Below are 20,911 nucleotides of genomic sequence, written 5' to 3' on the forward strand. Positions count from 1 at the left end.
TATGTTATCAGTTCATAATCTAACTAAAGAATATAAAGACTCTAATTTTAAAGTAATGATTCCAGAGATGCATTTTAAAATGGGTTCAATTATTGGGCTATTAGGAAGAAATGGAGCTGGAAAAACTACTATTCTAGAGATGATTGCGGGATTGATAGTCCCAGATGAAGGACAAATTTTCATAAATAACAGCAAGCAAAGCTTTTCTTATGTTGGATACATGGAAGACGATCCTACCCTCTTTGAAAACTTAACCTGTTTTGAATTGATAAAATATCAATCTATGCTTGTAGAACGCCCCTTGAAAACTAATCAAATAAATGATCTATTGAACAAATATGGGTTAGAAGAACAAGCTCATCGTCGTACATCAAATTTGTCTCGAGGAATGAGACAAAGAATATCTTTTATTTTAACCCTATTACATAACCCAAATATCATATTATTAGATGAGCCTTTTACTGGTCTTGATCCTACGAACATGGCCGATATGAAAAAACATTTAAGAAAGTTAAGAGATGACAACAAGATCATTTTATTATCCACACATATCATTCAGTTCGCTGCAGATTTATGCGATGAAATCCTTTTTATTGATGATGGTAGTATCATACACTCAGAAAAAAAATCTTCAGGAGTGACGTTTCATGAAGATCAACTTAAAAAGAAGTTTTTTGAGAAGTTATCTTAAAAACTTTTCAATTTTTTTGATATTTTTCTTTGGTGGTTTTATCTTAAGTATTTTCACTTCAAAGTTTATAAGAAGTATAGATTTTAAGAACAACATTCAAATTAATGGTTATCAAGAGATTTTCATCAATAATCTTTTTGTATCCCTCCTCATTTTAATATCCGGAATTGTTAGTTTAGGTTTGCTGTCTAGCATTATCATATTTTTAAATGGATTTTTCCTTGGAGCTTTTTTTATATCATATACTTATATATATGGAATTGATATAGCCTTATATTATATAATTTTCCATTCACCTGTAGAAATTGTTGGTTTGTTTCTTTTTTATTTTGTATCGTACGATATATCAAAGCACATAATAAAGTACATACTTTCTAAAGATAGAATTCCATTTAGAACAAGAGGGAAAATATACTTCATACAACTTTTAACAGGATTATTTTTGTTATTTATTGCTTCGGTTATTGAATTTTATTTTATAAACATTTGATATTGAAAAGGATGGTAATATGAAAAAGCATATTATATTAGTAAGTCTACTCTCTGGCATTATAGCCTTCATCCTTTCTATATTGAAAATGGATGAAATTAATAATAATCTACTAGAGCTTCAACTTGAAGGAAATCAGGATATAATTGAAGTGAGTAAGTGGATAGGTATATCACTTGCTGTAATTGGGGAAACATTCAAGCCAGTAATAGAAGTTTTGCTTTTTTCATTAGTAATTTTTCTAGGTTTTGTTACACTCGGAATAAATCAATCCTATAAGAGTATATTTAAAAGAGGGATACTCGCTTACTACTGTATTTTATTAGGTAATCTCATTGTTATTATTTTATACCTATTGAATGTATCGAATGCCGAGCATATGATAACACTTCCAATACTATGGAATTTAAATATTTTTGTCCTAGTATCTTTTAGCTTATGGTGCTATTCCTACGTAAAGGACAAAGAAAACAGAAACTATAAGTTTTACATACCATTTGTATTATTGTTTTTATTTTCTTTAGCTATTTCAGCGTTTTCCAGTTTCATTCCACAATAAAAAACGGCCCAATATGGGCCCGTTTTTTTAAACCTTTAATAATCGATGTCTTTTTTTATGCTCAATGACATGCTTCATATGCTCTGCGAAGCGCTCGAGGTGTGTGTTGATATACATGTGGCCTCCATCAAAATCAGTGCGTTCGATGGTGTTGGCCCATTTTAACCAGCCGTTTGCATCTTCCATGCATGTCTTATCTTGCTTACCGTTGAATAAATAAACGGGTGATTCGATGATGGATTTGTCCGTATGCTGAAAGGTTTCTAGTGCTTGATAGTCTGCACGTAAGGACGGTGTAAAGTAATCCATCATTGGTTTGTTATCCAACAATTCCTTTGGAATCCCGCCCATTTCAGCAATATGCTGAACAAATGCTTCATTGGACAGATGGGTCAGGATCTGTCTTTTTGTTTGCGGCGGCTGAATGGCAGAAATGACAACTGCTTCAGGATAGATGCCTTCCTTTTCTAGCAGCTGGGTGAGTCTATACACCACTAGTCCGCCCATTGAATGTCCGAACAAGATAAATGGACGGTTCAATTGGCCGGTCAGTCCTTCTTTGTACAATTCAGCGAGCCGGTCAATGCTGGTTTCTAGCGGCATGAGGTTGGTTCCATGACCCGGAGGCTCTGCTGCTGTCACTTCGGCCGTACCCTTTAGCTGTTCAAAGAGCGGACGGTAAGAGGCGGAATATCCGCCTGCAAAAGGAAAACAAATAAGCTGAATGAGATCTGATTTTTTTTCAAAGGTTTTAAATAATGGATTCATACGTCCTTACCCCTTTACAATCGTTTCAAGAATCTGTGCAAGATGATCTGCCTGAGGTCTTTTCATCATGGTGACATGGTCGCCTTTGATGTGATAATACGTGCACGTCCCTTTCGTATAAGCCTCCCAGTCGGCAAACTTCTTCTGAAAATCTGTGGCGTGGTCACTGCTCTGTACAATATAAAACGGCACAGGGAATGGTTCTTTTTCTAATTCAATGGCTTGTGACATAATGGTATTATGCGTTTGCATTTGCAAGTATTTATCTAAATAGTGATCATTCATAAATTGATGAACGACTTCATCCTTTTCTGCTTCTTTGAGGATTTTCTGCTTCACTTCTTGGAAACTGAGCCCTTGTAATGCTTCTGGTTTGATGCCGACGAGGTTCCCCATACCAAGGACGAGGGCGAGCATTTTCACTTCTTCTTCGTTCATATCGGCATGAAGCGCTTGATCTGCCTCATCTCTTAATACCGGAACCGTATCTAAAATGATCAATCCTTTTGGCGCTTTTCCTGCATGACAGAGTCTCTGATTCATTCCGTAAGCAAGATGTCCGCCCATGGAATGCCCTGCCAGATAATCAATGCCTGGTCGATAGAATGTCTCAATGGCTTCAATAAAAATGGTGACAAGCTCTGTATAATGAAGGAATTGTGGTTCTTCATCCTCATACAAGCCCGGAGACTGCAAGGCATAAACAGATCCTTCATGTGTCATGAGCTTGGCCACATCGATATACCCCATCACCGTTCCACCAGCAGGCGGTGCAAAGAAAATTCTCGGTTCAGCCGGATCCCCTTTTTTCAACTCGATCACATAGTCTTTCGGCGCTCTTTCGACAGGCTCGCCTGTTTCTGGCACTGTGTCCAAATATGCCGCTAACTGTGCTGGCGCTGGGTGCATGAAAATCCATTTCGGATCCACACGGACACCTTTTTCTTTTAATTTGGCAACGGCTTGAATACTCATAATCGAATCTCCACCTAAATCAAAGAATGAATCATGAATACCTGCTTGTTTGACACCAAGCACTTCCCTGAAAGCTGCCACAATGAGTTGTTCTGTTTCCGTTGCCGGCTGATCGTCCTCATGTGAGGAAGAAAGCGTTTCTGTTGGCTCTGGCAGTGCTTTTTGATCGACCTTCCCATTCGTTGTGACGGGGATTGCGTCAAGTACGATAAAGTAGCTTGGGATCATATAGCCTGGCAGGCTTTCCTGTAAAAATGCTTTCCAGCCGGGAACCGGATTTTCCCCGTCTGTGACAAGGTAGGCTGCCAGCCGTTTTGAGCTGCCATACGTTTTGGCGATAACGGTACATTCTTTTACTTGCGGATGCTTGAGCAGGGCTGTCTCAATTTCTCCACATTCAATTCGGTAGCCTCTAATTTTGACCAAGTTGTCTTTTCGGCCGAGATATTCAATACTGCCATCTGACCGCCATTTGCCTAGGTCACCTGAGCGATAGAGCTTGTCCCCTTTTAATTGCGGGAATGGATTGTCAATAAACCTTTCTTGCGTCCGCTCTGGGTCATGGAGATACCCTTTCGCCAGTCCAGTTCCACCAATATAGATTTCTCCTTTAACGCCTATTGGTACTGGATTGAGGTATTCATCTAGTATGACGACTGTTGAGTTTGCGACTGGTACACCAATTGGTACTGATCTTGCATCCTCCGGTACGTGTGTGACTTGATGAGTGGTCGCTAACGTCGTGTTTTCTGTTGGGCCGTAAGCATTGATCAGCACACCTTTCATATGCGGCAATGCCTTTCGTGCATGCTCACTAGACATGGCTTCTCCGCCAACGAGCAGTGTGCGGTAGCCAGCGACACTTTTAGGGTCATGCTCAATCAATCGATTGAATAACGCGGTTGGCAGACAGTTGGATGTGACTTGATGTGTTTTGATTAACCGAGTTAATTCGTCCATATTTAGTGCGGCATATTTTGGAATCAGAATCAGTTGACCGCCATTTAGCAGCATTCCCCATAATTCAAATGTAAAGGCATCAAATGCATAGTTAGACAACTGAAGCATTTTATCGTCTGAACCTAGTTCAATATAGTTTGTTTCTTTTACTAAGCGGACAACTCCTGCATGAGGGAGCATCACGCCTTTAGGTGTGCCTGTTGACCCTGAAGTGTAGTTGACATAGGCAAGCTGGTCTTCTCCGACAATCGATTGATCCCTTTGATACACTGCGTCTGTTTCTGGTAACGGCTTGTCCATTTCAATCTTTGTAGCGGTCAGACCCTCTAAACGATTGATCAGATGAGACTGGGTTAAGATGAGATCGCTTTGTGTATCTCGGACGATCAGACCGATACGGGCATCTGGATACTCGGGTGACATCGGAACATAAGCTGCACCCGACTTGACGATCCCTAACACCGAGACCATCATGTCAAAGGAACGATCAAAGAGCATCGGGACAAGGGAACCGGGTCCAATGCCTTTTGACTGCAAGTAGGCAGCAAGCTGTGTCGCCTTCTCGTCTAAAACTTGATACGTCATGTGTTCTTCCATATAGGATAAAGCAATGCGATGCGGATCACGCTGCACTTGTTCTTCAAACAATTCTTGAAGCGTACGCTTTGGATAAGATGTATCGGTTTGATTTTTTCCAATGATCATGGCATCCTGTTCTGCTTTGTCCATTAGGCAAAAATCAACAAATGTCCGTTCAGGCTGAGCCGTCATGCCATCTAACAGATTTAGATAATACTTCATAAAACGATGGATGGTTTCTTGATCAAATAAATCCGTATTATATTCTACGTGAATAGACAGCTTGTCTTCCTGCTCAAATACATGCAGGGTGAGATCAAATTTAGATACTGTATGATGGACCATCACTTGTTCAGATGTCAGCCCTTTTAGGTTGATCTCTAACGAGTCGGTTACATATCCCATCGCGACTTGGAAGATCGGTGAGCGACTTAAATCTCTATCAATCGAAAGGTCATCCACAAGCTTGTCGAATGGATAATGCTGATGTTCAAAGGCTTTTAACGTCATCTCTTTCACCTTTGCCAGCAAATCAGCAAATGTACCCGCTTTTGAGACGTCCTGTCTCAGCGCAAGTGTATTGACAAACATTCCAACGAGCTGCTCTGATTGTTCGACATCACGGCCAGCGATCGGCGATCCAACAATGACATCTGTTTGTCCAGACAGCTTGTGAAGCAGGACATAATACGCTGACAACATCGTCATGAACAGCGTTGTGCCCTGCTGCTTAGACAAGGCCTGTAAGCGCCGGACAAGCGGTTCATCTATCACGATTTGTTCTGTAGCCCCGCTGAATGTTTGAACCGGCGGACGAGGGCGGTCAAATGGGAGCTCTAACACCGGAAGCTCTCCTTGTAAGGTATCAAGCCAATAGTTCTGGGCGTCCTGATGGTTCTTTAATTGCTCATTTTCCCAATGGACATAATCTGTCCATTCAATCTCAAGCGACGGAAGCTGAGGGTTTTTTTCTAAAAGCAAAGCGTCATACACCACTTCTAATTCTTGAATGAGCAGGCTGAGCGACCATGCATCTGAAATGATATGATGCTGCGCGCAAAGCAGATAATATTCTTCTTTGCCCATATCCACAATCGTCCAATGTGCAAGCGGACCTCTTTCTAGATCATAGATACGATTTGCTTCTTGATGAATGAGCTGGTCTAATCTTCTCACTCTTGTTTTTTCATTAAATAATGAAAAATTCGCCACTGTTACTGATGGCGGCAGGTCTTCTCGAATGAGTTGAACCGGCTTGCCGCCAAGCGTTTGAAATGTTGCACGCAATGCCTCATGTCGTTTGGTCAAAAGTCCAATGGCTTTCGTTAAAGCTTGAATGTGTAATCGGCCTGTCAGCTTCCAAGCACCTAAAATATTGTAATGATGGCTCTTTTCTAATGTGGATAAGAACCAAATCCGCTGCTGGGCATGTGACAACTCATAGCTTGTTTGCTTTTCTAGCTTAGGAATGCCAGCTTCCTGAATGGCTGGTGCTCCTTGAATGTCATCCACCATTTGCGCCAAGTGTGCCAGATTCTTGCTTTCGAATAAAATTTTTAGCGGTGCCTTGATTGAACACTCATGATTGATGCGGGAAATCGTTTGAGTCGCCTTTAATGAATGTCCGCCAAGGTCAAAAAATTGATCCTCTTTGTACACACGATCTACTTCTAAAATATCCTCCCATATTGCCGCAAGCACCTGCTCTGTCTTCGTTTCTGGCAATTGCTTTTCAAGCGGCTGTGCGTTTTTGTGATGGAGCTGTTTGAGGGCTTGATGATCAATAGAGCCATCTTGTTTTTTCGGTATATCCGGCACTTGCTTGATGTCCCATTTCCCCTCTGTGATGCCTGCGATCTTGCCCACATGCACTTCTTTGCCTGGTTGAACCGTATAGTAAAGCTTCTTTTCAAAACGCGGGATCGGAGCCGGCTTAAGATGTCCAGCGATTTCTTGATTTGCCCCGTCCAGGCCGATAAATAGATGCGCTTCTTTTAGACGAGTACCTAGACATAATGAATGGAGACCTTGTTTCTTTCCAATCAATTGAAAGCCCTTGCGAACGGTTAGCGCTGCTCCAGTATGCCCTTTTGACAAACCAAGGTTATCCCACATGCTGAAGTTCAAAGAGATCGCTCTTCTTCCTTCATGATGGGTAAGGACATGCGCGAGTCCATCTAAAAAGCTGTTCGCCGCAGAATATGCCCCAAATGTAGTGCCGCCAAAAAAGCCATTCACTGATCCAAAAAAGACAAGCGGTACTGCCGGGTCATGCTTGAAGGCTTCCTGCAGCACCCAAGCACCGTCTGCTTTACCTGAAAGTTCTTTTGTGAAATCTTCTTCCGTTGTATGAGCCAGTGTATACTTGTCCACATGCTGAAAATGCTCAGACACATTGCCGGCCCCGGCTAAATGAAGGACTCCCCGGATTGATTGTCCGAAATGATTTTCTGCTTCATAAATTACCTGCTCGACGTCAGATAAATCGGTCACATCCGCTTGTACATAGATGACGTCTCCCATTCTTTCAAGCTGTGAGAACGCCTCCTCTTTTTCCTTATCCACTTCAAGTGATGTCCGTCCAATTAACACGAGCTTTAAGCCAAATTGGAGCATTTGCTTAGACAGTTCAAACCCAATGCCACCAAGTCCGCCAGTCAGCAAGTACAGGCCTTCATATTCTAAAAATCCTTCTGTTTGAGGTGCCTCCAACATATTGACTTTTTCCAGTTTTGGTACGAGGCGCTGCCCCTGTCGATAGGACACTTCTGCTTTCATATGAACCGCACTGAGTTCGTCCACAATGTGCTTGGCATCCTGTTCCACATTCTCCGCTTCAATATCAATATGCGATACTTCTGCTCCTTCCCATTCTTGCGGGATGGTTTTTAATAAACCGACAAGAGATGTTTTCTCCACATGAAGCTCATCTTGCGCCTTCACAAATTGACCACCGTTTGTCACAACAGCGAGACGCATCGGCTCTTTATTTTCTTGTCTCAGCGATTGATACAAATACAAAATGGATTGACTGGTGCTCGCATTCAGTTCTTTGAACTGCGCAGGGCTGGCAATCATCTGCTTGTCTGACACATTCCACAAATGAAGAATTCGGTCGACCTTTAATTCATCTGCTTCAAGCGCTGCCACGAGCCTGACGTAATCCCCCTTGATTCGAGGATTCATCTGATACATCCCTTTTGACAGGCGTAAAAATTCATGACCCTTTTTCACAGAAACATAAGGCAGGTTCATTTGTTCAAATTGTGCATAAAGCGATTGATAAAGCCCTTTTTCATCCTCAAATACGAGTACATAATCAGTTGACACCGGCTGAGATGGACCGATATTCTCTTTTACCCAAATACGCTTAAAGAACCAATCTGGGAGGGTTTGTTCATTTTCCGAAGCCAAATCAAGTGCACGTTCAATATCATGAAACATTCCATCTTTTAGTGCCGCACCTAACTGGGCACGTTGAATTTTTCCGCTTTCTGTTTTCGGAAACTGGTCTTTTTTCACCGGAATGATGTGGTCAGGTTCGATCCCTATTTTCCGAATGACCGCCTCTCTAATCTGCTGAATCATTGTCAGTTGTTCCTCTATTGATTCCTTTTGCGAGACAAAAAAGACGGCGAGTGTATCATTGCTTGATTCTGGGTTGTAAATGCCATACGCAGCGGCAAAGGTGACTTCCACCCCTTCGACTTCTTCCACAACGGCTTCAATTTCATAATTCAAATAGTTCGCTCCGTTGATGACGATGATGTCTTTTTCACGGCCTGTGAGAACAAGGCGCCCTTCATGAATAAACCCTAGATCTCCTGTGTGAAACCAGCCGTTTTCTGCAAATACTTCTTGATTGGCTTCCTCATTTTGATAGTAGCCCATCATAATCGTTGGGCTTTTCACCTGCAATCGTCCCACCTGATCTTCTGGCAGCACGTGGTGATGCTCATCTACAATTCGAATCCATACAGACGGAATCGGTACGCCTACCTCTGTAAAGGTCATCTTGTGCGGATGATCATGCGCCACATATTGAATCTCACTTGTTAATGAGGTCTGATCAATGGTCAGCTGTCCATCCTGATCATCTTGACGCATGAATTCTTTTGACTGAACAATGGCTGAGGATGTTTCTGACATGCCGTAAGCAGGCACCATCGCATGACGGCTTAATCCGTGCTGACCCATGATGTGCATGAATCGCTGTGTTACTTTTGGAACAACCGCTTCAGCTGCATTCATGATATAAGTCAAGGTGGAAAGATCCCATCTACCCTTGCGAATGTCGTCTTCATATTCATTCATCATGGCAAAGGCAAAGTTTGGCGCCCACGTCCTGGTGACACCGTATCTTTCTATCCAATCCAGCCACACCATCGGCCGTTCGATAAATTGATCAATGGATGGACTTATTTGCTGACAGCCGAGGTAGACATCATGTACATGAAACATGACAATGCCCCCAACGTGATCAAGCGGCATCCAGTTCAGTGATACATCCTCATGCGTGAAGCCGTTTGCCTGCTCAAAGGAGATGATTCTAGATAAAATGCTTTGATGGTTGTGCCGGATACACTTTGGTACACCCGTACTTCCTGAGGACAGCAACTGAAGCACAGGCTCATCCGGCTCTGGCTCATAATGCTGTTCATCTGGATCACAGGCGAGTAATGTTTCGATTGTTAAAATAGGAATCGCTTTTGATTCGAACATTTCACGCAGCCCAGCAATGTCCTCAGCACTCGCTTCGTTTGTAATAATGAAAGGTTCATTTTGCAGCTGAAACACGCCCTTCAGCTTGTTCACCCCTTGATTCATTTCATCATACACAGGCGGTACAGAGACTGGGGTTGGAATAATTCCTCCGAGAATACAGCCCCAGAACACCGTGATAAAATCATGATGATCTTTCAATTGAAGCAACACTTGATCGCCGTTTGAAAGTCCGGCTGCCCTTAATCCAGACAGGACACGTTCCGCTCCTGTGAGCAATTCCGGGTAAGTCTGGGTCACCGTCTGACCGCCTTCTTTGAGATACGTGACTCCGCGATTTGGTGACATAAAGGCGGCTCGGATCAGTACCTCTGTCAATGTGACTGGTGTACCAGGTTTTCTAATCACATCACCTCCATAAACAAGAGCTGGTGGTTTTTCTTGTGCGGAGGATTTTATTGTTTGGCTGACTTCATTTTTTGAAAACGATTCATTTCCATTCGTACGCTGTCTATCTGGAAATAAGTCATCTAAATGATAGGGTGTTTGTTTTTCTGTCTGACTATCTATCAAAACGGCTGCTTCCTCTACTCCATCTATGGCTTTGGTGCGCTCTTCTATCTTTCTTCGTTCCTCTTCATCTAGTACATCAATTGAAAGGAGCGCTTCTGTATCGACCGCTCCGCTTTCTGCCCTTGGCAAGGAAGGTAATAAGACGAGCGCGGCTGGCACTTCATAAGGATGAAGCGGGCCTTTCATCAGATCCTCTCTTGTCAGCGAAGGGTCCTTCGCCTGTGCAAATAGCACAAGCGATAGGCCTCCCTCTTGATTTTTCTTCGGGATGAGAGCACATTCCTCTAGTGGAAAATGAAGCATCATGACTCTCTCTAGTGCTTTAAGATCGATTCGTTTTCCGTTGATCCTGACAATATGATTTGCTGCATTTCCTTTTCGTCTACTTACTAGCATTCTTTTTTCTCCTCCTACATCCAATCCAAAATCTGAATCTTGCTTTTTTCAGTCCAAACGCCGACATCCCCTGTCGGATAGAGGAATTCGCCTGTTTGATGTTTGAATGGATGCGAAATTTTATGCGTCTCCATCCAATCGGCAAGCTCCCCACAAAGTGCTTTAATCTCCTTTGCACCGATAAAAATATCCCCAGGAAATCCTACCGGCATGAGCTGATGCTCTTCATTCAGGATAAATATTTCTGTTTCATAGGCAGGATCATTTACTCCTGCATAGACCTCTGCTTGGTCTGGATACAGCACGCTGACTTGTGCGTTTTGCGCCCAGTCACTGATCATCCGTTCTTTTTCTTCATTTGTCACAATCGTGAAGGAAGAGAGCGGTGTATTCACTTGTTCTGTCATGGCCTCAAGTGTGTGAATCAGCTGCTGCATCAGCGTTTGTATTTGCTTTTCTGTATATTGATTTAAGTGATATGTGACCCGAAGCTCAAGCGTATCTCCAGGCACTGCAACAAGGGTTAAGTCATAGTTCGTTTCTTCATGACTTGCAATGTCTAAAATGCGTACACCATACGGTTCAATAGATTCAATCGGATAGTTTTCAAACACGACAATGCTGTGAAACAAAGCTTCTCCATTCGGAATCTTGGTCATCTGCTGAATATCTGGCAGTACGGTATACTCGAATTCTCTTATGTGAAAAACAGTTTCCTGCGTATAGGCCAGCAATTGCGCAATGGTCTTGTCTGAAGTGATCGGCAAACGGAGCGGCAATGTGTTAATAAAGAGACCTGTCATGCTTTCCACTTCTGGTAAGTCCGCTGGCCGGCCTGATACTGTCACGCCGAATATGACTTCCTCTGATCCTGAATGAAGATGCAGGAGCAGCCCCCACGCTGACTGAATCAGTGTGCTCAACGTGACCTTCTGCGTGCCAGTCATTTCTTCCAGCTTCTGCTGCATCTGCGGCGTTAGTTTCACGCTCACCTGCGTAGTGCCTGCTCTTTGATCCGAAGCATGCTCACCGTCTCCAGGCAGCGGTGTTGCTTCCTCTACGCCTGACATATAACGCTGCCAGAACTCTTGCGCCTTCTCTTGATCCTGCTTGTGCAGCCATTCAATAAAATCTTTATATGGGCGGACAGCAGGAAGGCGAATCTCTCGTTCGTCCACAAGAGAGCGATACAATGCAAAGGATTCTTCTATAAAGCTGAACAAGCTCCAGCCATCTATTAAAATGTGATGAAAGCTAAAGACAAACGTGCTTTTTTTCTCATCACAATGGAATAAAGCAATACGAATGAGTGGTTCATCAATATGTTCTAAATTGAAATCCTTTGAACGATCAGATTCTAGAAATTGTTCGATTGTCTCTTGCTGCTCCAAATCACTCAGGTGGCGCACATCGTACTGAGTGAGGTGAATGCTTCCTTCTGATTGAATGAACTGGACAGGCTCCTTTAGCCCTTCCCAAGCGAATTTTGTTCTCAAAATGGAATGACGCTCTACAAGCAGATTCCAAGCTTGTTCATAGGCATCGCCGTTAGTTAAGCCTTCGAGCGTCATATGCACCTGACCAAAATAAGCTTGTGATGCTTGATCCAGCAGTGCATGAAACAGCATCCCTTGCTGCATTGGAGACAGCGGATACACATCTACCACATTGTCTGGAAGCTCATCTACTTGTTTTTGCGTGAGCTGAGCCATAGGAAAATCAGATGGCGTAAAACCGCCTTTCGTTTCTACACAATGCGTCAGAATATCCTCCATTCTCTCTTTGAATCGTTCAGGTAACAGGCGCACCTTTTCTTGTTGGAGCAATTCACGATTGATCATAAAATTCATCTGAAGCTGACCATGTATCACGTACCCATACACATCAATTAAATGCTGTCTTTCTGCCTTCGGATCGTGTACATGCCCATTTCGCTCGTCTGCTATATATAGCTTTGCATCGCCATCTGTCTGATCTAACTGACCGAGGTAATTAAAGCTTATCTGCGGCGCTGCCGTTTTCAGCAGACGAGGCTCTGTCATGTATTGAAGCAAGCCATAGCCAATTCCCTTTTGCGGCACAGCTCTCAAGGTTTCTTTGACGTCTTTGATTTGTCTTTCAACATCGGTTTGAATAAAAGGAATAAAAATAGGATAAGAGCTCGTAAACCAGCCGACTGTCCGTGACAAATCCATCTGTTCAAATAAATCCTCGCGTCCATGCCCTTCTAACGTAATAAGCACCGGCTGTCCAACGGCTTGTACAAGTCCTGATAACAGCAAATCATTTATCTCTGTCCGGTACGCTTGTGATGCCTGTCTTAGTAAAATATCTGTTTGTTCCTTTGTGAGCTGAACAGACAGAATCTCTGCATGTTCTTCTATGTTAGAAAGCGCAGGCGGTTGAAAAGGAGAGCCCACTTCCTCTTGATCTGTGATCTTTTGCCAAAAAGAGGCCTGCTCTTGTAATTGCTCTGTTTGTGCATATTCATATAGCGCATCTGCCCACTGCTTATAGGAGGCGGTTTTCTTTGCAAGGACCACGTCCTGCCCCGCAGCAAGCTGCTTCAGTCCATTTAATATATCTTCTTGTATGATGCGCCATGAAATTCCATCCATGACGAGATGGTGTGCAGCAATGAAAAGCTCTGACGTGTCATGACTTGTGTGAAAAAGAATGGCTTTGATCACTTCTCCACGCTCTAAGGACAATGTACCTTGACAAGCCTCTGTCTCTAAACGAATTTGTTCAACCGCTTCCTCCTGAGAGACATTCGTCAAATCAAAGCATGTGATGTACGGGAGGATGCCCGGCTCACGAATTGTTTGTATCCACGTTCCATCTGCCTCTTTTGTATACACCACTCTCAGCATATCGTGATGATCGAAAAGCTTTGAGAGAACCTGTGTCAACTGCTTTAGCGTCACTGACTGCTTGAATTCAATATGTGCCGATAGATTCCAATAATCTTGGTTGGTCATGGATTGCTCAAAGAACCAAGATTGGATCGGGAGCAGACGAACCTCTCCTGTCACAGGTGACTGATCATAGGACACGGAGACATCTGCCTGTTTCATCGCCTTGGCAAGCTGCGAGATGGTCTGTTTTTCAAAAACATCTCTCGGCTGGATGACGTAGCCTTCCTGTGCTAAGCGCGCCACCATTTGTATGACAATAATAGAATCTCCGCCAAGCTCAAAGTAGTTATCATGGACGCCGATAGAAGGAGCACCGAGCAGTTGAGACCATACTTTTTCTAGCACTCGTTCTTCTTCAGTGACTGCTCTGTCAGTTGTTGTTTCTACTTCTTCCTGTCTCCACTCCGGCGGCGGGAGACGCTTTTGATCTACCTTCCCGTTTGGCGTAAGCGGCAGTTCGCAAAGCTCCATCAATAGGCTTGGCACCATATAATCTGGCAGTATATCTTTTAGGTTTTGGCGAATGTCCTGCGGGGTCATGTCACCTTTTTGGACAAAATAACCGATCAACCGCTTATGACCACTCTCGTGCTGATGCGGGATAACGGCACATTCTGTGATGTCATCAAATGTCAGCATAGCGGCTTCAATTTCTCCACATTCGACGCGGTGTCCACGAATTTTCACTTGATGATCCATTCTTCCAAGGCAGTCAATGAGGCCATTTGACAGCCAGCGGCCCATATCGCCTGTTTTATATAAACGCGCTCCTTCTTGGAAAGGATGCGGGATAAATGATTGCGCTGTTTTTTCTTCATCTCCAAGGTAACCGAGTGCAAGCCCTGTTCCGCCAACGTAGATCTCACCGATGACGCCTTGCGGGACTGGTTGCAGCTGGTCGTCTAATATATAAGCCTGTGAATAAGCTATTGGCCGTCCAATGGGGACCGTCGCCTGCCCTTCATCCAATGCTCGAATATGATGCACACAGGAGAACGTCGTATTCTCCGTCGGTCCATAACCGTTTAAAAGCCCTTCAGGCAAATACGGCAGTGCTTTTCGGATATGTGCGGCTGATAATGCATCTCCGCCGACCAATAATGCATGAAATCCAGATAAGGCTTCTGGATGCTCTTCTGTTAAACGGTTGAACAGCGGCACAGTCAGGAAACCTGTTGTAATCTGATAAGCTTTCAGCGTATCTGCCAGTGCGTCCATTGATAAAATCGTATTTCGATCTGTGAGTATGAGCCTACCCCCGTTTAAAAGCGCTCCCCATATTTCATACGTAAAGGCATCAAAAGAGAAGCTGGCGATTTGTAAAATTCGTGTATGTTCATCAAGGGTGACATAGTCCGTTTCACATACAAGCCGGATGACCGCTTGATGCGGAATGAGGACCCCTTTTGGCTGTCCAGTCGACCCCGATGTGTAATTGATATAAGCAAGTCCATCAGGGCTTAGTGCAGCAGGCATGACCTCTGCTTCTGGTAAAAATTCTTCATACCCCTGATCTAGACAAATGAGTTCAGTTTGATTGATGGACACCTTTTTCAGCCATTCATTTTTTGTCAGCAAAAGTTTAATGCCTGTATCCCTCAGCATATAGTCAATGCGTGTATCTGGATATTCAGGATCAATCGGCACGTAAGCCCCGCCTGCTTTCACAATGGCAAGCACCCCAACAATCATTTCGGGCGATCTGTCGATGAGCAGTCCGACTGGTTCATGCGGCGTGACGCCTCGCTGCTGCAAATAAGCGGCAAGTCGGTCGACTTTCTTTTGTAATTCACGATACGTCCACTGCTCTCGCTGGAATTCAAGAGCCACTGCATGAGGTGTCTTTTTCACTTGCGCTTCAAATCGTTCCGTCATGAGAATCGGGCCTTTTGGTTGATCTGTTTTTCCACTCCATTCATAGAGCAATTGATGCTTTTCTTTCTCTGGGAGGAAATTCAGTTGTTTGATCGGCTGCGCTGGATTCTCACAAATCCTTTCGAGCAGGTGCTCGTAGTATGTGAGGAATCGCTCCATCGTGTCATCAGAGAATAAGTCCGCATGATACTCAAGCTTTAACTGGAGACCTTCAACGCCTTCAAAAACAAACAAGGATAGATCAAATTTGGCTGTATCATGATCTTCAATGGCTAAAACCGATGTTGCCTCTCCCATTGGAGAAGCTTCCAGCGGTAAGTTTTGCAGAACGAACATGACCTGAAACAGCGGCTGCTTACTGGCATCACGTGCAATATTCAGTTCATCGACCACCATATCAAACGGCACATCCTGATGCGCATAAGCGCCGACTGTCGTCTCCTTCACTCGCTCTAATAGTTCTGTAAAAGCTGGATTCCCGCTATGGTCGATCCGAAGTGCCAATGTATTCACAAAAAAACCTATTAAATGCTCGATTTCCGCTCGATTTCTCCCAGCAATCACCGAGCCAATGACAAACTCATCCTGTGAAGACAACCGATGTAAAAGCGTAGAGAAGGCTGACAGCAAAGTCATATAGAGTGTGCTGTCTGTTTTCTTGGATAGGGCTACAATCTGTTCAGACAGCGGCGTCGACAACTGATACGTTTTCGTTTTTCCTTTATAGGATTGAACGACCGGCCGCGGATGATCATACGGTAAGACCAACTCTTCAACAGGTGTAGCAAATTGCTCCTTCCAATAGGAAAGCTGCTTATCGAGCGGCTCTCCTGTCAAATACTCTTTCTGCCATAATGCGTAATCTGCATATTGAATCGGCAGCGGCGGCAGGTGAGGCTCTCTTCCTTCGATGGCCGCTGTGTACCACTCGGATAATTCTCTTGCGACAATACCAATCGACCAGCCATCTGACACGATATGGTGGATGGACATGAGCAGCAAATGATCTGCGTGTGAAAGCCGAATCAGCTTCACTCGAAAGAGCGCTTCACGTTCTAGTTGAAAAGGGGTAGATGCCTCTTTTTTCGCCCATTCAGCCGCTTTTTGTTCTTTTTCTTCCTGCGATTCCAGGTCTGATACATCTATCACTTCAAGCGCTGGAAGGGTCATATGGTCATGAATGATTTGCACCGGTTCATCCCCGCTCATTGCAAAGGATGTTCTGAGCGATTCATGTCTTTCCACCATTTGATGCAGGCTGTCCTGAAGCACCTTTATATCTAAAGGTCCGTTCATTCGAAAAGAAATCGTATTATTGTAAAATGGCAGATCGGGCTCTAATTGATAGAGAAACCACTGTCTTTGCTGGGCATAAGACATCGGAATCTCCTGACCCTTTTCCATTTTTCTCATCGGAATTGCTTCATCTGCTTTCGCATGTGAATCGATCCAGTCCGCTAATTCTCCAAGTCTCGTATGTTCAAAAAGAACTGCAAGCGGCACGTCAAAACCGGTTCTTTGTCTCACTGCAGACAGCATTTGCGTTGCCTTCAGCGAATGACCTCCTAGTAGAAAGAAATGATCACCGCAGCTGATATCTGAGACATCGAGCAGCTCTGCCCAAATATGTGCGAGCAGTTTCTCTGTCTCTGTTTGAGGTGCTCTGTTCTCTGAATCTAGTCCGCTTTCTTCTATTAATTCATGAAAATACGCCTCGTCCGGCATGCCATCTTCTGTTTCTTTCCAATATTCTTCAGGATACAGATGCACCGTGTATTCACCAGACAGCCGGGACTGTAAGCAGGTATGAATTAATTGATACAGTCGTTCTTCAACCGCCTTTGTTTGATCGGTTTTGAAAAAGACATAAATGGCTTGTTCTGTTTGCATCTCCGCATCCACCATCTCTTGAATCTCTTTCTTTGACCGGTCTAATCCCGTATAAATGAGCGGAGCATCTGTCATCAGACATGCCAGTATCGTTTGGAAGCCTGCCTGTTTGGACATCGAAAGATAACCTCTTTCTTTTAAAATGCCTTTGATCATGGAGCCTTCGCTCATTCCGACCTCGTCCCACATGCTGAAACTAAAGCAATACGGCTTCACTGTAGACGTCATTTTCTGATAATGAGCAAATTGTTCAACGAACTCATTCGCCGCACAATAGGCGCCGACCGTCATTCCGCCCTTTAATGTACGTGCTGACGAGCTGGAAAGGAATAAGACGTTCTGCCGTTTGGAGGCAGCCTCATGAAGCGCAATCGTTCCATATACCTTCGCTTCGTACATTTTATTTAGCGACACAGACGTCATATCAGCAAGCAGCTCTTCTTGAATAATGCCTGCGAAATGGATGATGCCATCCAGCCTTTGATCTCGAGTGACCTCATGTCTTGAGATGGCGGCTTCAATCTCTTTTGCATCGGTGATGTTCGTTTTCTCATAAAGAACCGTGCCGCCATAGACTTTTGCCTGTTCCTTCAGTAAAGACAGGGTCTCTTGCTGCTCCGCAGATAAAGCCTCTTGCTCTTTTCTACCAAGCAATACGAGATGTGCTTGATAGGATGTGAGCAGATGTTCACTAAGCATACGCCCAATTCCGCCAAGCCCACCTGTGATCACATAGAGCCCAGATGCTTCAAATGGCGGCTTCTTCACCCTCTGTTCCTTTTCCAAATGAAGAGGGGTTAAAAGGGGAATATAACGAACACCTTCACGATAAGCAGTCACATGACTGTCTTTGTCATGTGTGAGTTCTGCCATAATCGCTGATGCATGAGAATGACTTGATGCCGATTCTGTCAGAGAAAAATCAAGACATTGCACTTGAATAAACGGCCATTCATGCTGAACCGCTGTCAACAGCCCGGCTGTCGTTGCCTTTTCTACATCATGTGTATGATCTTCCGGCAAATTCATTGCATGAGCTGAGACAAAGGTGATGGCCACAGGTTCCTCATAGACGGAAATCGCTTTTGTTAAAAATAATGCACTCATGCTGCCCGTTTTCTGCGCTTGTTTCGCCTTGGCCACATGAAGCTTGTCTTCTTGGTTTGTATAGTTCCAAAGGTGAATGATGTGTTTCACCGAAACGCCATACGAACGGAGCGTCTCAAAGAGTTGTTCGTAGTCAGACGGCCGATTCGGGTGGATGATGAAGTGTGTGTGTGTGAGTTGTTTGAATGTTTGACCCGGTTCAACCGTAATAGATGCTTGTTCGCTGTTTGAAAGAGATTTCAATTGATCTGCCAGCCCTAATGTGTCTGCAAAGATCACCATGTCGCCTATTGTTTGCTTGTCAGCTGCTGCATCAAGCGGAGCAGGTGTCCACTGCTTTTGATAACTCCAATCAGGCAAGGTATGCTCATTTTCAAGCCTTATGTCCATTTCCTTGATGATTTCATCGAATTCGCCTTCCTGCCATCGCGTCTTCAGCTGCGCCCTTTCTATTTTTCCAGAGCTTGTTTTTGGAAAGGCATGCTTCTGGACAGGAATGATACGCGCTGTAGACAAACCCATTTTTGTCGCAATATGGGATTTGATGTGCTGGCTTGCCCTCATAATATAAGACGGCTCATACAGCTTCGGTGTAAAAAAGAGAATCAGTTCATCGGATGCAGAAGCCTCCATTCGAGCGGAGCAGGCAGCCACAAAGCTCGTTTCTACGCCTGGTACTTCCTCTGCTATGGCTTCAATTTCATAGTTGTGATAATTTTTCCCGTTGATGATGATCATGTCTTTTTCTCTACCGGTTAATGTCAGCCTTCCTTCGTGAAGGAAACCTAAATCCCCCGTATGAAACCAGCCATCCGCTTGAAATACTTCTTCATTCGCTTCGTCATTTTGGTAATAGCCCTTCATTGTGGTTGGCCCTTTTATTTGCACGCAACCAATATGATCTTCTGGAAGAAGCTCGTGCTGATGGTTGACGATGCGGATGGTGATGCCTGGAATCGGTCTTCCGAGCTCTGTAAAGCTGACGGTTCCTGTCTCACGTGCCTCCGCCGGCCTCAACTGCTCTGTCAGCGAAGTTTCTTCAAAGGTCAATACCCCGCTGTTTTCATCTCCCCGCTCAATCGCAAAGGAAAAGACAACCGCTGATGAGATTTCGGACATGCCGAAAGCCGGCCTGATGACATCTCCCTTTAAACCATGCGGAGCAAGCAGATGTAAAAATCGGTGAATGGTTTTTGGTACGACCGCCTCTGCCCCATTGATCATGCAGGTCATGGCAGAAAGATCCCAAGATCCTGAAGAAATCTCTTTCTCATAATCATTGATCATTGCAAATGCGAAGTTAGGTGCCCATGTCTTCGTTGCACGGTAGCGGTCCATCCAGTCCAGCCAGCGCAGCGGCTGAGCGATAAAATCATCTGTTCTCGCCCGTACCTGCTCGCACCCTGTGTACACATTGACAAGGTGGAACATCACGATACCGCCAATATGATCTAAAGGCATCCAGTCTAACGAAACATCCTCTTGTGTAAATTGATTGGCTGCCACAGTGCCTTTGACATTCGCAAGCACACTTCTATGGGAATGCTCTACGCACTTTGGCATCCCTGTGCTTCCAGACGTTAAGATAAAGAAGACGGAATCATCTGGCGCGGCAGGATGAGCCCTTGTATCCCGTTCTAAAGAAAGCATCGGTTCGACTGCCGCGACACGCAATTGATCTGTGTTCCACAATAAAGCTAATCCTTGCACCTCGTCGATCAGTGAGTCATCTGTTAGGATGAGCGGATGCTCTAGCAGCTTCCAAGCATGATGAAGCTTCTTCACTGCCGCATTCATCTCTCGATAGGTGGGAGCAGCGGATACAAGTGTTGGAACAAATCCGCCTAATACACATGCCCAAAAGGCAGTGACCATAGCATGATTCGATGAAAATTGGAAGAAAACAGGATCGCCTGCCTCAAGACCCAGTGCCCTTAAACCAGTCAAAACCCGCTCGGCGTCTTCCTGTAACTGCGCATAGGATTGCGTGAGTTCGTTCTCACTGTTCACAATATACGTAAGCCCATTTGACGTTTTTGCCGCCTCTGTTAAGACTTCCTGTAAGGTCTGTGCACCTCTTGTAACATCTAAATCTCCTCCATAAGAAAGGGCGGGCGGCATGTCTGCCAAAGCAGGCTCAGCCGTTTGCGTCTGTATAGTTTCAGCTGCGGCCTCCTGCTCAATATGCTTGTCGAGAAATAAATGAGAGAGGTGATATGGCCGCGGTCGAATGGTTTTTTCACGTGAAAAAACAGCGAAGCGTTCGATTTCATTGGTTTGTAATATGGCTGTCTTTACATCTTGTAAAATAGCATCCATTGATTCATGTACACTCGTTTGGTTAATGGTTGATGGTTTCATATGAGTTCCTTTCCTTTTTTGTTAGGCAGGAGTACAAGACTGCATCC

At 44.3% G+C, this 20,911-nt stretch carries 6 protein-coding genes; 3 read left to right on the forward strand and 3 right to left on the reverse strand.

All coding sequences use genetic code 11. The features are described from left to right. The first annotated feature begins 1 nt into the window (after nt 1). The 3 genes from BK049_RS06260 to BK049_RS06270 are packed head-to-tail and all read left to right on the forward strand — an operon-like array spanning nt 2 to nt 1,740. The gene (locus BK049_RS06260; protein ID WP_071168101.1) at nt 2–691 is read left to right on the forward strand and encodes an ABC transporter ATP-binding protein; all 690 of its coding nucleotides are present in this window, start codon (nt 2–4) and stop codon (nt 689–691) included. Beyond that, a complete protein-coding gene (locus tag BK049_RS20085) occupies nt 648–1,181 on the forward strand; it encodes a stage II sporulation protein M (RefSeq protein ID WP_071168102.1) in 534 nt (177 codons plus the stop codon). Before BK049_RS06260 ends, BK049_RS20085 begins: the two co-directional genes overlap by 44 nt. A gap of 19 nt (nt 1,182–1,200) precedes the next feature. Next, the gene (locus BK049_RS06270; RefSeq protein WP_071168103.1) at nt 1,201–1,740 is read left to right on the forward strand and encodes a hypothetical protein; all 540 of its coding nucleotides are present in this window, start codon (nt 1,201–1,203) and stop codon (nt 1,738–1,740) included. Between the two features lie 27 nt (nt 1,741–1,767). On the opposite strand, the gene BK049_RS06275 is transcribed toward BK049_RS06270, so the two are convergent. Genes BK049_RS06275 through BK049_RS06285 form a run of 3 tightly spaced genes read right to left on the reverse strand, consistent with a single transcriptional unit; the run spans nt 1,768 to nt 20,864 of the window. Beyond that, nucleotides 1,768–2,508, reverse strand: a complete 741-nt coding sequence (locus BK049_RS06275; RefSeq protein ID WP_071168104.1) for a thioesterase II family protein — start codon at nt 2,506–2,508, stop codon at nt 1,768–1,770. A gap of 6 nt (nt 2,509–2,514) precedes the next feature. Next, the gene (locus tag BK049_RS06280) at nt 2,515–10,713 is read right to left on the reverse strand and encodes a non-ribosomal peptide synthetase (RefSeq protein ID WP_071168105.1); all 8,199 of its coding nucleotides are present in this window, start codon (nt 10,711–10,713) and stop codon (nt 2,515–2,517) included. Between the two features lie 14 nt (nt 10,714–10,727). Further along, a complete protein-coding gene (locus tag BK049_RS06285) occupies nt 10,728–20,864 on the reverse strand; it encodes a non-ribosomal peptide synthetase (protein ID WP_071168106.1) in 10,137 nt (3,378 codons plus the stop codon). Nucleotides 20,865–20,911: the final 47 nt, after the last annotated feature.

It is taken from the genome of Bacillus xiamenensis (assembly GCF_001857925.1).
Lineage (GTDB): Bacteria > Bacillota > Bacilli > Bacillales > Bacillaceae > Bacillus > Bacillus xiamenensis.

Bases quoted from the DNA above. Each gene is read 5' to 3' on its own strand.
- BK049_RS06260 (WP_071168101.1), top strand. From the start codon at position 2: ATGTTATCAGTTCATAATCTAACTAAAGAATATAAAGACTCTAATTTT.
- BK049_RS20085 (WP_071168102.1), top strand. From the start codon at position 648: ATGAAGATCAACTTAAAAAGAAGTTTTTTGAGAAGTTATCTTAAAAAC.
- BK049_RS06270 (WP_071168103.1), top strand. From the start codon at position 1,201: ATGAAAAAGCATATTATATTAGTAAGTCTACTCTCTGGCATTATAGCC.
- BK049_RS06275 (WP_071168104.1), bottom strand. From the start codon at position 2,508: ATGAATCCATTATTTAAAACCTTTGAAAAAAAATCAGATCTCATTCAG.
- BK049_RS06280 (WP_071168105.1), bottom strand. From the start codon at position 10,713: ATGCTAGTAAGTAGACGAAAAGGAAATGCAGCAAATCATATTGTCAGG.
- BK049_RS06285 (WP_071168106.1), bottom strand. From the start codon at position 20,864: ATGAAACCATCAACCATTAACCAAACGAGTGTACATGAATCAATGGAT.